Here is a 14,714-nt window from a genome sequence, read left to right on the forward strand (position 1 = left end):
GCAGGGGCATCCAGCGCCGCCGTCTCGGCTACATATCCTCTTGCCGGGGAAAAACCGCCGAACGGCCGATCATGGATGCTGCAGCACCAGACTTGGTTGGCCGCAAACTGGCCTGAATCCAGTCCAATGCCCGAATCTCGCCCGGCGAATTCACGCCGGCCCCGCGCTGGAAAACCAGAGGTCGGGGTAGATCGCCACCGCTGTCTCGTCCGGCGCGCGCTCTTCGGCCGGCACGATCGACTTGATCAGCCTCGCCTCGACAGGTGTCGGCTGCCTGCGGCTGATGTTATGGTCCGATGCCCCCGCGCAGGCGATAAACCATGCCGAGCTGAGAACTCGGGTCGCAAAACCCCGGTCCGTCCGCCTGGCGAGCACTGCCAGTCCGACATTTTGGGCCGGGCGCCATGGGAAGATGATACGCCCGCCTGGCTTCAACGCCCTTAGCCAGTGCAGTGGCGGCGCAACCACGCCGGCATTCACGTAGATGATATCCGAGGGTGCAAGCGCCGACGTCACTGCATCGGCGGCAATGACCGTCGCATTGTGGAACGGTTTCAGGTTCCTCGTCGCATCCGCCGCCAGGCCGGCATCGATCTCGAAACCGGTCACGGATCCATCCGGCAAGACCAGCACGGCGAGGACGGCCGTGTAATAGCCGCCGCCCGTGCCGATCTGGGTGACCGTCTCACCGGGCTGCGGCGCGACAGCGCCGATCCAGGCCGCGTGCAGGAATGGCTCGCCGTTGTTGATGCCCTTGTCCCGATCGATGGCGACCAGCACGTTCTGATAGAGGAAGGCCGGGTCGGCTGTCGGCGTCGGGATGGGCTGGTTGTTCACCACCACCTGCCAGGGGCCTGGCGGCAGGAACGCCTCGCGCGGGACCAGATCGAAAGCGCGCTCGATGCGCGGATCGTGCCACCCGCTCATCACCGCCATGTGCCTGGCGTAGTGGGTGCGGACGTCATCGAGACTGGTTTGCCGTTTGGCCATGTCGCGATCATGACGCAGGCCGGCGGCGGATTCCAGCGCCTCCGGGCCGCTTTGTCTCGGGGTCGCGATGCGACCCGGATCACTCGGCGAAGAAGGCGAAGCGGATGACGAACAGTGCCGCCACCAGCCATGTCGCCGGATGGACGGAACGCGCCTTGCCGGTCACCGCCTTCAGCACGACGTAGCTGATGAAGCCGAAGGCCAGGCCGTTGGCGATCGAATAGGTGAATGGCATGGCCATCGCCGTCAGCGCGGCCGGCGTCGATTCGGTCACGTCCGACCAGTCGATGTCGACCAGTTCGTGCATCATCAAGCCGGCGACGTAGAGCAGTGCGGGCGCGGTGGCATAGGCCGGCACCGAGCCGGCCAGCGGCGAGATGAACAGGGCAGCGAGGAAAAGCAGCGCGATGACGACGGCCGTCAGCCCGGTGCGGCCGCCGGCCTGCACGCCGGATGCGCTCTCGACATAGGCCGTGGTGCTCGACGTGCCGAGCAGCGAGCCGGCGGCGATCGCCGTGGAGTCGGCGAACAGCGCACGGCCGAGATTGCTTGGCTTGCCGGGTTCGATGAGCCCTGCCCGCTTGGCAACGCCGATTAGCGTGCCGGTGGCGTCAAACACTTCCACCAGAACGAAGACGAGGATGACGTGGAAGATGCCGACATGCAGCGCGCCCATCAGGTCGAGTTGCAGGAAGGTCGGCGCAAGGCTCGGCGGCGCCGACACGATGCCGTTGAACGGGCTGAGGCCAAGCAGGATCGAAAGCACGGTGACGACGAGGATGCCGATCAGGATCGAGCCGCGCACCTTCAGCGCGTCGAGGCCTGCGATGATGAAGAAACCGAGGATCGCCAGCAGCACGCCGGGCTGGTGCAGATTGCCCAGCCCGACCAGCGTCGCCGGATTGTCGACGACGATGCCGGCATTCTTCAAGGCGATGATGCCGAGAAACAAGCCGATGCCGGCGGCGATAGCCGCCCGCAGCGATTGCGGAATGCCGGCGATCAGCCATGAGCGGATGCCGGTGACCGTCAGCACGAAGAAGATCATGCCGGAGATGAAGACCGCGCCCAGCGCCTGCTGCCAGGTGAAGCCCATGGCGGCGACCACGGTGAAGGCGAAGAAGGCGTTCAGGCCCATGCCCGGCGCCATGCCGATCGGCCAGTTGGCGACAAGACCCATGACCAGCGAACCAAGAGCGGCGGCGAGACAGGTCGCCACGAACACCGCGTTGCGGTCCATTCCCGTCGACGACAGGATGTCGGGGTTGACGAAGATGATGTAGGACATCGTCAGGAACGTCGTCAGCCCGGCGATGATCTCGGTGCGGACGGTCGTCCTGTTCTCGCTGAGCTTGAAAAGCCTCTCCAGCATTGTCTCCATTCCCCTTCTCCGCGCGGCGGAACCGCTTCGGTGCACATTTTCAGCCGATGGGGAATAATTGGCGCACGTCTGCAAGCGCACGGCCGAAGGCCGTCCGCCGAAAATCGGTACTGAGGTGGTCAGCGCGCGGACCGCGTGTCGCCATGCAGGCGCATCGCGCGATCCAGAACATCCGGTGGCGCAAAGCCGGCGGCGGACGTTTCAATTCCTCCCTATCGCGATCATGATCGGGCTTGCGACCCTAAAGTGCAAGACGGGATACCGGTTGGAATATTTGATGCAGTTTCAAGCCGGCCACCGACAATGCCGACATCATGCTTCCGGGGCCCTCCGGCAAGCGTAAACCCACCCATTGTGAACGCGTAACGCCATTTTTGGCCGGCCGCGTGAAGCCTAGCAGCCTCCTTATCGACACCTAGCTGAGTATCTTATTGAAATAAAATAATAAAGTGACGTTCGCTCATTCAGTGACGCGTCGAAATCACCAGAAGATTCCGGATGACGAGCCTGCGAAACGACACCACCATCCCTTTGATTCCGCTTCATTTCCATTCGCCTGTCGAAGGCGGTTGGGGCCTATTCGCCGTCGTCGGATCGTTCGGCCCTCAGTTTAGACCAATAGTCCAGCCGCTTGCGGATTTCGCGTTCGAAGCCGCGGTCCGGCGGGTCGTAAAATCGCTGCCGGCCCATCTTCTCCGGAAAATAGTTCTGGCCGGAAAACGCATCCGGCTCGTCATGGTCGTACCTGTAGCCAGCGCCGTAGCTCTCTTCCTTCATCAGCTTCGTCGGTGCGTTGAGGATCGTCTTGGGCGGCAGCAGCGAGCCGAATTCTTTGGCCGCGCGGGTCGCGGCCTTGAAGGCGGTATAGGTCGCATTGGATTTAGGCGCCGTGGCCAGGTAGACCGCAGCCTGCGCAAAAGCGAGTTCGCCCTCCGGCGACCCCAGGTAATCGTAGGCGTCCTTGGCGGCGTTGGCGATCACCAGGGCCTGCGGGTCGGCCATGCCGATGTCCTCGACCGCCATGCGCACCAGCCGGCGACCTAAATACAGCGGATCCTCGCCGGCGTCGAACATGCGCGCCAGATAATAGAGCGCAGCGTCGGGATCGGAGCCGCGCACCGATTTGTGCAGCGCCGAAATCAGATTGTAGTGGCCGTCCTGGCCCTTGTCATAGATCGGCGCGCGGCGCTGCACGACACGCTGGATCCCTTCCGCATCAAAGACTTCGCCAGGTTTGGCGGCCCGCCAAACCTCCTCGGCAAGGGTGAGCGCGGCGCGTCCGTCGCCGTCGGCCAGGCGCAGCAGCACCGCCCTCGCCTCTTCGTCGAGCGGCAGGTTTTTACCCTCGGTCTTCTCGGCACGCAGCAGCAGCAACTCGATGCTGCCTTCGTCCAGCGTATGAAAGACAAGGACCCGGGCGCGGGACAGAAGCGCCGCGTTGAGCTCGAAGGACGGGTTTTCGGTCGTGGCGCCGACCAGGGTGACGGTGCCGTCCTCCATGACCGGGAGAAAGGAATCCTGCTGGGCGCGATTGAAACGATGGATCTCGTCGACGAACAGCAGCGTCTGGCGGCCATTGGTCCGGCGCATGCGCGCCGTCTCGAACACACGCTTCAGGTCGGCCACGCCGGAGAAGATCGCCGAAATCTGCTCATAAGCGAGGTTGGTCTCGCCGGCGAGCAAGCGAGCAACGGTCGTCTTGCCGGTGCCGGGCGGCCCCCAGAAGATCATCGAGCCGAGCGAGCCGGAGCGGATCATGCGCGACAGGACACCGTCCGGGCCGGTCAGGTGGTCCTGTCCCACGACCTCGCCAAGACGTGCCGGCCGCAGCCGATCGGCCAGCGGCCTGCCTTTTTCCGGGCGCTGCGGCTTGTCCTGGCCGAACAGGTCGCTCATCAGTAGCGAAGCATCTGGCGCAGCAGCTTTCCGTCGCGCTCGACGACGAAGCGCCACCAGCGGGTATCCTGGCCGGCGATCTGCTCGAGCTGCGCGGCGCTGCTGATCTTTTCGCCATTCACCTCGCGCACGATGTCGCCCGGCCGGAAGCCGAAACCGGCAGCGGGCGAATTGCGGTCGATGTCGGTCATGATGATGCCGGTGGTCTCGGTGCGCATGCCGAGCCGCTGCGCCAGCCTGGGGGAAAGCTCGGTCACTTTCGCCCCCGCGAAGGGGCTGCGACCCTTGATGCTTATGACCGCGTTCGAGGCGCCTTCCGGCGCGCGCTCAAGGCTGATGTCGATGGTCTTTTCCTCGCCCTTGCTGAGGATCCTGAGGGTCGCCTTGCCGCCGATCGGCTGCGTCGCGAGACGGTAGCCGAGGGCATCGACATGCTCGATCGCGATGTCGTTCATGGCAAGGACCACGTCTCCCGGCTTCAAGCCCGCCTTGGCGGCCGGTCCGCCCTCGAAGACGTCGGAGACGAGTGCCCCGGTCGGCAGCTTCATGCCGAGCGATTCGGCGATCGGCGCGGTCACGGGCTCGAATGTCGCGCCGATGAAGGGACGCTCGAAAGAAGCCTGGCCGTTCTTGGCGGCGTTCACCACCGCCCGCACGATGTTCGACGGAATGGCAAAGCCGATGCCGATGGAACCGCCGCTCCGGCTGTAGATCGCCGTGTTGATGCCGACCACCTGCCCGCTCATGTTGATCAGCGCGCCGCCCGAATTGCCGGGATTGATCGCCGCGTCGGTCTGGATGAAGAAGCCGAAATCGGAAACGCCGATATGCGAGCGGGCGAGCGCCGAGACGATCCCGCTGGTGGTCGTCTGGCCCACGCCGAACGGATTGCCGATGGCAAGAACGAGATCGCCGATCTCCAGCGCATCCGAATCACCGATCGGGATCACCGGAAACTCGGCATCGCCCTCGATCTTCAGCACCGCAAGGTCGATCGTCTCGTCCTTCAGCAGCACCTTGCTTTCGAACTCGCGTCCGTCGGAGGTGGCTACCTTGACCTCGTCGGCGTCGCGGATGACATGATAATTGGTCACCACGATGCCGCTCTTGTCGACGAGCACACCGGACCCCAGCGCCGACTGGGCGCGCGGCGGGGCACCGCCGCCGAAGAAGCGCTCGAAGAACGGGTCGCCCTCGAAAGGCGAGCGCGCCCTCGCCTGCTTGGACGCATAGACGTTGACCACGGCGGGCGCCGTCTCCTTCACCAGAGGCGCGAAGGAAAGCTGGATCTCGCTGCGCCCGAACGGCAGGCGGCGGCCGGGAGGCGCGGGCGGCGGCGGCGGCTCCTCCATGCTTTGCAGAAGATCGGTGAGCACGTCGGACAGCCCCGGCTCGACAGGCTTGTCGGGAGCGGGTTTGTCCTGCGCGAAGACAGGGCCTGCAAAAGCAAGCAAGACCGAAACCAGAAGGGCCATCAAGCCTTTCGGGAACATGCTATTCCTCCAGAGGGACGGCTGCATATAGACGCGATGATTGTGCAAATTGAAAGGCATGGAAACGCGGGCCGCGAACCGGCGCGGCGCAGATACGCCGTTCGCGCCGGTCAGTTGGTCTTTACATAGTTGCCGACGCTCTCGTCGAGGTATTTGTTGTTGGCCTCCCGCACCGCAGCCGCCGCGTCGTCGTAGAGGAATGGAAGGAACGCATACCGTTTGCCGCGCGTCACTGGAGAGACGGCGTGCAGCAGCGAGCAGGAAAACACCACCGCGCCGCCGGGCGTCGGCTTGAAGGACCGCGGCCCGTATTCCGGAAAGCTCACCTGGCCGCCGTCGAAATCGGCGTTCAGGTTGATCGAAACGGCGAAGCGCCGATGCGCCGTGCCTTTCGTGGTGTTGTCGCGATGTGCCCGAAAATGGCCGCCATTGGCGCTGTCGTAGCAGGCGACCAGATAACGCTCCATGCGTGTCACCGTGTACTGATGCACCTTCTGGATTTCCGGCACGATCCGGCGGATGACCTTCTGCCGCAAGATCAGGCGCAACTTCTCATCCTCGATGGTGAAGTCGGCACGGCGCTTGTGGCGCGAATCGACGACTTCCACGGTCTTCCCGTTCACCTCGCGCATGAAGCCGGAATCGGTGCCGCCATCGGCGTTGTAGAGATCGATGAGGTGCTGGCACAAGGCCGGCTCGAAAACGTTGGGCAAAACGATGACGGGTGCCTGAACGGAAAAGCCCGGAAACGCATCCACCGCCGGAAGCGCATCGAGATAGGCGGCGAGTTCGGCCCTTTCAGCACCGTCCGCCTGCGCCGGGAAGACCGCGCGCACGCGCATTGACGGATCAAGCACCATCCACAGGCGGCGGATCGACACCTGGCCGGACGTCGCATCGACAGGCAGGCTGCCGTAACGCTGGCCGATCACACCGTCGAAATCGAAGAAGTAGCGGACGCCGGGCAGGGATTCCTTGATACGGCCTTGCGCTTCGTCGTTGCGGTCGTGACTGACGCCGAAGAAAGCGAGCTTGCCGTCGTCGAACAGCGACCGCCGCTCCTCGACGATCCTGAGCATCGAGCGCCCCATCTCGTCGGCGGCCGAACCGAAGAAGCAGAGCACGATGTAACGGCCTGCCGCCGTGTCGAAGTGAAAGTTGGCGTTGGACGTCGAACGCTGCGTGAACCAGGGAGCGGGATCGCCCACTTCCACGATACGGTATTCCGGCATGATTTCTCCGCTGGCTGCGTGTTCGCGGAAAAACTACAGGATAATCTTTCGCGTGAAAACAGACGATAGCCGGCTGCGAGACTGTGGTCTCAGGTCTTCTGGCCGGCTTCCAGCAAGGACACTATTTCGCTGAATCCACGCGACCGGGCATGGTCGAGCGGCGTACTTCCGTCGCGATCGGGGATCGGCTGCGCTCCGGCATCGACCAGAAGCCGCACGATCTCGCTGTAGATCGGACCGCCATCGCCCAGGATCACGGCTTCCAGCAGCGCCGTCCAGCCCAGATTGTTGACGTGATTCACATTGATATCCGTCTCGAGCAGGATGCGGACCGTATCGGGGTGGCCGTGATGGGCGGCCGGGATGAGCGCCACGCCGCCATAACGGTTGGTGTCCTTCAGGTTCGCCTTGCCGGTCGCCAGGATATGTCGAAGGATTTTGTCCCGGCCCTCGGCTCCCGCATACAGAAAGGGCGTATCCCTGATCGCGTCCTTGGCATTGACGTCGGCGCCAGCCTCGATCAGCAGCTTCGCGACCTCCACGTGGTCGGCCTGGGTGGCCAGCAGCAGCGGGGTGCGCTTCAGGCTATCGCGCATGTCGACCGGCGCGCCTGACGCCAGCAGGCGCCGGACCCGTTCGATATCGCCGTCGAAGGCTGCCTCATAGAGCATCGAATCGTCCCCGCTTTCCGCCGGCGCAAGCGAAGCCGCCGAAACCATTGCGACCAGAACCATCGTCACCAATCGCGTCAATATCAGCATGCGCGTGTTCTCCCTAACCGATGCAGGCGGCAAGCTCTCCCAGTTCCAAACACGGCGCCGGGAGGGCGCAACATGTCCCAATCAATTGCGACGCTTGTGCGACTTCAGCTCTCTTCGCTTAGTCACAAGCCCGGCACCCCATCATTGCTCGTGCGCGAGGCTTGGGCGGCTGCCATGTGTTACCGGCCTGCTCAGGTCCATTCGCAATACCAGGAACGCGGCGACGCATACCGCTATATCCAGCAGAAAGGTCCAGTGGCCGATGGCGCTCAGAACCCAGTGACCATAGAGCGGCGGAATGCGCACCACTTCGTAGGCCGTAGCGCTGAACGGGGCGAACCAGCGGACGGGTCCCTGCACGGTATCCGTGACAAGATGCGAGAGCACGCCAAGATAGAAGCCCACCGCTGGCAGGAACCAGGCGCGCCGCAGGCGATGGATCGCCGGCAACGTCACGACGGCCGTTGCCAGCCAGAAAAACGGCCAGTGGGTAAAATAGTAGCGATGATTGTAGCTGCCGAAATCGGCGAGATAGAAACGGAGCATGTCGATATCGGGCGCGGTACTGCCGAGAAGCGACGCGGCAATGATGCCCCTCGCCTCTCCATATCGCCGCCGCAGCGTCGAGCCGATGATGTATCCAAGCGGCAGATGACCGATCAGCATGAAGTCCCCATGAGTTGCAGCGCATCTCCCGCGCCGAAACTCATGATGCGATGCGATCTGGGTTCGATGTTGCCAAGCCTGTGCAGGAACTGCGCAACGATCATGGCCGGAGACCGATTGCGGACAAAGCAAGACCGGCGAGCCTTTCGGCCCGCCGGTCCAATCGATCGGTGGTTGACGAGGCCGGCTTACGCGGCTTCGGCGGTCTCGGCTTCAGCCTCGACGCGGGCGCGGTCGGCGGCACCCTTGGCTGACGTGTCGCGGTCGACGAACTCTATGACGGCCATCGCGGCATTATCACCGTGGCGGAAGCCAGCCTTCATGATGCGTAGATAGCCGCCGTTGCGGGTGGCGTAGCGCGGGGCAATCGTGTCGAACAGGCGCTTGACGACATTGTCGTTGCCGATCTGGGCGATCACCTGGCGGCGGGCGTGCAGGTCGCCGCGCTTGCCGAGCGTGACCAGCTTCTCGACGATCGGACGCAGGTCCTTAGCCTTCGGCAAGGTGGTTACGATCTGCTCGTGCTCGATCAGCGAGACAGCGAGGTTGGCCAACATCGACTTGCGGTGGCTGACGCTGCGGGCGAAGCGACGGCCTTTGAAACCGTGACGCATGGCTCTTTTCCTTCTTCAGTTGTTCAAGAGGCCACGGCCTCTGATGGTTTTCCGCATGACCGTCGGACCGGGCGGCTCACGCCGCCGGCCCTTGGAATTCATGCTCAATATTGGTCTTCGTAACGCTTGGCGAGATCTTCGATGTTCTCCGGCGGCCAGTCGGCCACCTCCATACCGAGATGGAGACCCATCGCGGCCAGAACCTCCTTGATCTCGTTGAGCGACTTGCGGCCGAAATTCGGCGTGCGCAGCATCTCGGCTTCCGTCTTCTGGATCAGGTCGCCGATATAGACGATGTTGTCGTTCTTCAGGCAGTTGGCCGAACGAACCGAAAGTTCGAGCTCGTCGACCTTCTTGAGCAGCGCCGGGTTGAAGGCGAGCTCGGTGACCTGCTCTTCGGCCTGCGGCTTCTGCGGCTCGTCGAAGTTGACGAACAGGCCGAGCTGGTCCTGCAGGATGCGCGCCGCGAAAGCGACGGCGTCCTCGCCGGTGATCGAGCCGTTGGTCTCGATCGACATGGTCAGCTTGTCGTAGTCGAGGACCTGACCCTCGCGGGTGTTCTCGACCTTGTAAGAGACCTTCTTGACCGGCGAATACAGGCTGTCGACCGGGATGAGGCCGATCGGCGCGTCCTCGGCGCGGTTGCGCTCGGCGGGCACATAACCCTTGCCGGTGTCGACGGTGAACTCCATGCGGATTTCGGCGCCCTCGTCGAGCGTGCAGATCACATGGTCGGGATTGAGGATTTCGACGTCGCCCACGGTCTGGATGTCGCCTGCGAGCACGGAGCCCGGTCCCTGCTTGCGCACAACCATGCGCTTCGGGCCGTCGCCTTCCATCTTGATGGCGATTTCCTTGATGTTCAGCACGATATCGGTCACGTCCTCGCGGACGCCCGAGATCGACGAGAACTCATGCAGAACGCCGTCGATCTGTACGGACGTGACGGCGGCGCCGCGCAGCGAAGACAAAAGCACACGGCGCAGCGCGTTGCCGAGCGTGAGGCCGAAACCGCGCTCGAGCGGCTCCGCGACGAGGTTCGTCAGGGTCTTGCCCTTCGACGAGAACTCGATCTTGTTCGGCTTGATCAGTTCCTGCCAATTTTTCTGGATCATTTTTCTTCCTTCCGCTGGCCCGCACCATCCAATCGTGACGGGCTCGTGTGGAAGCCGTGGAGGAGCGCTTCACAGTGAAGCGCTCACGCGGCAGTTCTGGATCTTGCTTAGACGCGACGCTTCTTGCGCGGCCGGCAGCCATTGTGCGGGATCGGCGTGACGTCACGGATCGAGGTGATCGTGAAGCCGCCGGCCTGCAGGGCGCGCAGCGCCGACTCGCGGCCGGAGCCGGGTCCACACACCTCGACCTCGAGGGTGCGCATACCATGTTCCTGCGCCTTCTTGGCGACGTCCTCGGCAGCCATCTGGGCAGCGAACGGCGTCGACTTGCGCGACCCCTTGAAGCCCTGGGCGCCCGCCGACGACCAGGCAATCGCATTGCCCTGCGCGTCGGTGATGGTGATCATCGTGTTGTTGAAGGTCGAATTCACGTGGGCGACGCCCGACGAGATGTTCTTGCGTTCGCGACGCTTTACGCGCCCGGCTTCCTTGGCCATGTCAGTCCTTTCAGTCGATCTCAACGCCGCCGTAATGCCAGCGGCTACACCAGAGAAGCGAATAGCGAGTAGGGAACCCTATTCGCTATTCGCTATCTCGCTACTCGCTCAATTACTTCTTCTTCCCAGCAATCGCCTTCGCCGGGCCCTTGCGGGTACGGGCGTTGGTGTGCGTGCGCTGGCCGCGAACCGGCAGCGAACGGCGATGGCGCAGACCGCGGTAGCAGCCCAGATCCATCAGCCGCTTGATGTTCATCGACACTTCGCGACGCAGGTCGCCTTCGACCTGGTAATCGCGGTCGATGGCCTCGCGGATCTGCAAGACTTCCGCATCGGTCAACTGGCTGACGCGCCGCTCGGCCGGGATGCCGACCTTGTCGACGATCTCCTGCGCGAACTTCTTGCCAATGCCGTGAATGTACTGAAGCGCGATGACGACGCGCTTGTTGGTCGGTATGTTGACGCCGGCTATACGAGCCATTTTTTCTCACTCCATGTAGGCCGGACAAACCGGCGCTTCGATTGACCCGCGTCCGGTGGAGGCCGGCCCTTGCGGGTGTTCCAATCAAACAACAAAAGGGTCCGGAAGGGACCCGAACACGTCGTTCCTTGATGGGAGACGGCGGGCCATAATCCAGAAAGGACTATTAGTCAATAGCGGTCAGGCCGCTTTCACGACCTTACCGAGTATTCCTTCGATAGCGGCAGTGACAGTGTCCACATCCGCCATGCCGTCGAGGGACTCGAGCATTCCCTTGGCATAGTAGTAGCCGGTGAGAGGCGCCGTCTTCTTGTAGTATTCCCGCAGCCGCTCGGGAGCTATGGTCGGATCATCATCCTTGCGAACCGGCTGACCTGCAGCCTTTGCCTTTTCGGCCCGCTCGGCAATACGCTGGAGAAGGATTTTGTCGTCAACGACCAGTTCGATCACCGCGTCCAATTCAGCATGACGCTCGGAGAGCATCGCCTGCACCGCATCGGCCTGCGCCAATGTGCGCGGATATCCGTCAAGGATGAAGCCGTTGGCGCAATCCGGCTGGTCGAAGCGTTCGGCTACGATCGCGTTGACAATGGCGTCGGAGACCAATTCGCCGGCCTCCATAACCGCCTTCGCCTTTAACCCGACAGGCGTTCCGGCCTTCACCGCAGCACGCAGCATGTCTCCGGTGGAAAGCTGCGGGATGCCATATTTGTCGACCAGTCTTTGTGCTTGCGTCCCCTTTCCCGCCCCAGGCGGGCCAAGCAGAATGAGCCTCATCTTCCCCTCTTCCCCCCGCGGAGCTTCGACTTCTTGATGAGCCCCTCATACTGGTGGGCGATCAGGTGGCCCTGGATCTGGGCGACCGTGTCGAGGGTTACACTGACGACAATCAAAAGCGAAGTGCCACCAAGGTAGAAAGGCACGCCAGTGGCCGAAATCAGGAACTCGGGCATGAGGCAGATGAGGACGAGATAGATCGCCCCGATCACGGTGATTCGGGTCAGCACGTAGTCGATGTATTCGGCCGTCCGCTCGCCCGGGCGATAGCCTGGAATGAAGCCGGAATGCTTCTTCAGCTGGTCGGCCGTGTCCTTCGGGTTGAACACGATCGCCGTGTAGAAGAAGGCGAAGAACACGATCATCGCGGCGTAGAGCGCCATATAGAGCGGCTGGCCGTGGCCGAGCGTCGCCAGCACGGTGCTGGCCCAACCCGGCAGGTTCTGGGTGTTGGAGAACCCGGCGACGGTTGCCGGCAGCAGCAGCAGCGACGAAGCGAAGATCGGCGGGATGACGCCCGCGGTGTTGAGCTTGAGCGGCAGGTGCGACGTATCGCCCTGGAACATCCGATTGCCGACCTGACGCTTCGGATACTGGATGAGCAGACGGCGCTGGGCCCGCTCGAAGAAGACGATGACGGCGATGACGACGATCGCCAGCACGATGATCGCGAGAATCAGGCCGGTCGACAGCGCGCCGGTGCGTCCGAGTTCGAGCGTACCGCCGATTGCGTTGGGCAGCCCAGCGACGATGCCGGCGAAGATGATCAGCGAAATGCCGTTGCCGATGCCGCGCGCGGTGATCTGCTCGCCGAGCCACATCAGGAACATGGTGCCGCCGACCAGTGTGATGACCGTGGAGATTCGGAAGAACCAGCCCGGATCGGTAACGATGCCGGTGCCGCCCTCAAGGCCGACCGAGATGCCGTAGGCCTGGACCAGCGCCAGCAGCACGGTGCCGTAGCGCGTGTACTGGTTGATGATCTTGCGACCCTGCTCGCCTTCCTTTTTCAGCGCTTCCAGCGACGGTACGACCGACGTCATGAGCTGCATGATGATGGAGGCGGAGATGTAGGGCATGATGCCGAGGGCGAAGATCGCCATCCGCTCGACGGCGCCGCCCGCAAACATGTTGAAGATGCCGAGTACGCCGCGGCTCTGTTGCGAGAACGCCTGCGCGAAAGCCTCGGGAGAGATGCCGGGAAGCGGGATGTAAGTGCCCAGGCGATAGACCAAAAGCGCACCCAGCGTGAACCAGATGCGCTTCTTCAGGTCTTCGGCCTTGGCGAAGGCCGCGAAGTTCAGATTGGAGGCAAGTTGCTCGGCGGCCGATGCCATGAAGTATTCTCCGCTTCGTCACGCTGGGAGGGCCGCAGCGGCGGCACGAGTCGACGAAGCCACGAGATAGGCGCCGGGCCTCGAAGTTGCAAGCGGCGGACAATGTCGTCACGCCGCCTGCGACGAAGGATCACTTGACCTTCTTGGCCATCTTCCGGACCGGCTCGACCGGCTCCGGGACCTTTACCGAGCCGCCGGCCTGTTCGATCTTCTCCACCGCCGCCTTGGAGGCGCCGGCGATGTCGAAGGACAGCTTGGCCTTGAGCTCGCCGTCGGAGACGACACGGACGCCGTCGAGCGGACGGCGGATGACGCCGGCCTTGATGAGGGCTTCCGCCGTCACCGTCTCGTTGGCGTCAAGCTTGCCGGCGTCGATCGCCACCTGGATACGGGCGAGCGACACGGCATTGTAATGCTTGGTGAAGGGGTTCTTGAAGCCGCGCTTCGGCAGGCGCCGGTAGAGCGGCATCTGGCCGCCCTCGAACCCGTTGATGGCAACGCCGGAGCGTGCCTTCTGGCCCTTGACGCCACGGCCCGCGGTCTTGCCCGAGCCGGAGCCGATGCCGCGACCGAGCCGCTTGCGCGAATGGGTCGCGCCTTCGTTGTCTCGCAGATCGTTGAGTTTCATCGTCTTTCTCCTGCCCGCCGGTTACTTCTCGTCGACGACGCGAACGAGATGCTGCACGGCCGCAATCATGCCGCGCACCGACGGCGTGTCTTCGAGGGTGCGCTGCTTGTGCATCTTGTTCAGGCCGAGGCCGACAAGCGTCGCGCGCTGTTCCTTCGGGCGGCGGATCGGGCTGCCGATCTGCTCGACCGTAACGGTCTTGGTGGCTTTTGCCATGATCGAACTCCTTGCGCCGGCGACTATTCTTCGGCCGCGACCGCGTTGCCGCGGCGAGCCTGAAGCGTCGAATACTTGATGCCGCGCTGGGCAGCCACATCCTTCGGATGCAACTGGCTCTTCAGCGCGTCGAACGTGGCGCGGACCATGTTGTAGGGGTTCGACGAACCCATCGACTTGGCCACCACGTCGTGCATACCGAGCGTCTCGAAGACGGCGCGCATCGGGCCGCCGGCGATGATGCCGGTGCCCGGCTTGGCAGCGCGCAGCAGAACCTTGCCGGCACCCCAGCGGCCTTCGACATCATGATGCAGCGTACGGCCCGAGCGCAGCGGCACGAAGATCAGGTCGCGCTTGGCAGATTCTGTCGCCTTGCGGATCGCCTCCGGCACTTCGCGCGCCTTGCCATGACCGAAGCCAACGCGCCCCTTCTGATCGCCGACGACGACGAGCGCCGCAAAACCGAAGCGCCGGCCGCCCTTGACGACCTTCGCGACGCGATTGATGTGGACGAGCTTGTCGACGAATTCGCTGTCGCGCTCTTCACGGTCACGACCGCGATCGCGGCCACCGTCCCTACGTTCCTGTGCCATATCCTGTTCCTTGTTCTTTTCCGGAAGCACGGTTGAT

Annotated in this window: 16 protein-coding genes; all 16 read right to left on the bottom strand. The window is 63.4% G+C overall.

What is annotated here, in order from left to right; all coding sequences use genetic code 11:
* Nucleotides 1-150: 150 nt before the first annotated feature.
* The 16 genes from ACSBOB_RS22435 to rpsE all read right to left on the bottom strand — a co-directional run bounded on the left by ACSBOB_RS22435 (nucleotide 151) and on the right by rpsE (nucleotide 14,677).
* Nucleotides 151-990 (bottom strand): protein-L-isoaspartate O-methyltransferase family protein, encoded by an 840-nt coding sequence (locus ACSBOB_RS22435; protein WP_442578285.1) that lies wholly within the window; start codon nucleotides 988-990, stop codon nucleotides 151-153.
* 79 nt (nucleotides 991-1,069) lie between these two features.
* Entirely contained in the window at nucleotides 1,070-2,362 is a 1,293-nt protein-coding gene (locus ACSBOB_RS22440; RefSeq protein WP_442583799.1) for an NCS2 family permease, read from the bottom strand.
* Between the two features lie 585 nt (nucleotides 2,363-2,947).
* The gene (locus tag ACSBOB_RS22445; protein ID WP_442578286.1) at nucleotides 2,948-4,267 is read right to left on the bottom strand and encodes a replication-associated recombination protein A; all 1,320 of its coding nucleotides are present in this window, start codon (nucleotides 4,265-4,267) and stop codon (nucleotides 2,948-2,950) included.
* Nucleotides 4,267-5,760, bottom strand: a complete 1,494-nt coding sequence (locus ACSBOB_RS22450; protein ID WP_442578287.1) for a DegQ family serine endoprotease — start codon at nucleotides 5,758-5,760, stop codon at nucleotides 4,267-4,269. Before ACSBOB_RS22450 ends, ACSBOB_RS22445 begins: the two co-directional genes overlap by 1 nt.
* Before the next feature lie 110 nt (nucleotides 5,761-5,870).
* Nucleotides 5,871-6,992, bottom strand: a complete 1,122-nt coding sequence (locus ACSBOB_RS22455; protein ID WP_442578288.1) for a 2OG-Fe(II) oxygenase — start codon at nucleotides 6,990-6,992, stop codon at nucleotides 5,871-5,873.
* An 89-nt stretch (nucleotides 6,993-7,081) separates the two neighbouring features.
* A complete protein-coding gene (locus ACSBOB_RS22460; protein WP_442578289.1) occupies nucleotides 7,082-7,753 on the bottom strand; it encodes an ankyrin repeat domain-containing protein in 672 nt (223 codons plus the stop codon).
* 141 nt (nucleotides 7,754-7,894) lie between these two features.
* Complete coding sequence (locus tag ACSBOB_RS22465) at nucleotides 7,895-8,419, bottom strand: metal-dependent hydrolase (protein WP_442578290.1); 525 nt, start codon at nucleotides 8,417-8,419, stop codon at nucleotides 7,895-7,897.
* A 188-nt stretch (nucleotides 8,420-8,607) separates the two neighbouring features.
* Nucleotides 8,608-9,033: a 50S ribosomal protein L17 gene (rplQ, locus tag ACSBOB_RS22470; RefSeq protein ID WP_442578291.1), complete on the bottom strand. Its 426-nt coding sequence runs from the start codon at nucleotides 9,031-9,033 to the stop codon at nucleotides 8,608-8,610.
* 104 nt (nucleotides 9,034-9,137) lie between these two features.
* A complete protein-coding gene (locus ACSBOB_RS22475; RefSeq protein ID WP_442578292.1) occupies nucleotides 9,138-10,148 on the bottom strand; it encodes a DNA-directed RNA polymerase subunit alpha in 1,011 nt (336 codons plus the stop codon).
* A 107-nt stretch (nucleotides 10,149-10,255) separates the two neighbouring features.
* Nucleotides 10,256-10,645, bottom strand: a complete 390-nt coding sequence (gene rpsK, locus ACSBOB_RS22480) for a 30S ribosomal protein S11 (RefSeq protein ID WP_106771983.1) — start codon at nucleotides 10,643-10,645, stop codon at nucleotides 10,256-10,258.
* A 112-nt stretch (nucleotides 10,646-10,757) separates the two neighbouring features.
* Nucleotides 10,758-11,126: a 30S ribosomal protein S13 gene (gene rpsM, locus ACSBOB_RS22485; RefSeq protein WP_442578293.1), complete on the bottom strand. Its 369-nt coding sequence runs from the start codon at nucleotides 11,124-11,126 to the stop codon at nucleotides 10,758-10,760.
* 180 nt (nucleotides 11,127-11,306) lie between these two features.
* On the bottom strand, nucleotides 11,307-11,903 hold the full coding sequence (locus tag ACSBOB_RS22490) for an adenylate kinase (protein WP_442578294.1): 597 nt from the start codon (nucleotides 11,901-11,903) through the stop codon (nucleotides 11,307-11,309).
* Nucleotides 11,900-13,240 carry a preprotein translocase subunit SecY gene (secY, locus tag ACSBOB_RS22495; protein WP_442578295.1) on the bottom strand — a complete coding sequence of 447 codons (1,341 nt, stop codon included), beginning with the start codon at nucleotides 13,238-13,240 and terminating at the stop codon, nucleotides 11,900-11,902. The genes ACSBOB_RS22490 and secY overlap by 4 nt, the downstream gene beginning before the upstream one ends.
* A 130-nt stretch (nucleotides 13,241-13,370) precedes the next feature.
* A complete protein-coding gene (gene rplO, locus ACSBOB_RS22500) occupies nucleotides 13,371-13,868 on the bottom strand; it encodes a 50S ribosomal protein L15 (protein ID WP_442578296.1) in 498 nt (165 codons plus the stop codon).
* Nucleotides 13,869-13,889: 21 nt separating this feature from the next.
* Nucleotides 13,890-14,084, bottom strand: a complete 195-nt coding sequence (rpmD, locus tag ACSBOB_RS22505) for a 50S ribosomal protein L30 (RefSeq protein ID WP_442578297.1) — start codon at nucleotides 14,082-14,084, stop codon at nucleotides 13,890-13,892.
* 23 nt (nucleotides 14,085-14,107) lie between these two features.
* Nucleotides 14,108-14,677 carry a 30S ribosomal protein S5 gene (gene rpsE / locus ACSBOB_RS22510; protein ID WP_442578298.1) on the bottom strand — a complete coding sequence of 190 codons (570 nt, stop codon included), beginning with the start codon at nucleotides 14,675-14,677 and terminating at the stop codon, nucleotides 14,108-14,110.
* Nucleotides 14,678-14,714 lie beyond the last annotated feature (37 nt).

It is taken from the genome of Mesorhizobium sp. KACC 23794, assembly GCF_052180275.1.
In the GTDB taxonomy this organism is placed as follows: Bacteria; Pseudomonadota; Alphaproteobacteria; order Rhizobiales; family Rhizobiaceae; genus Kumtagia.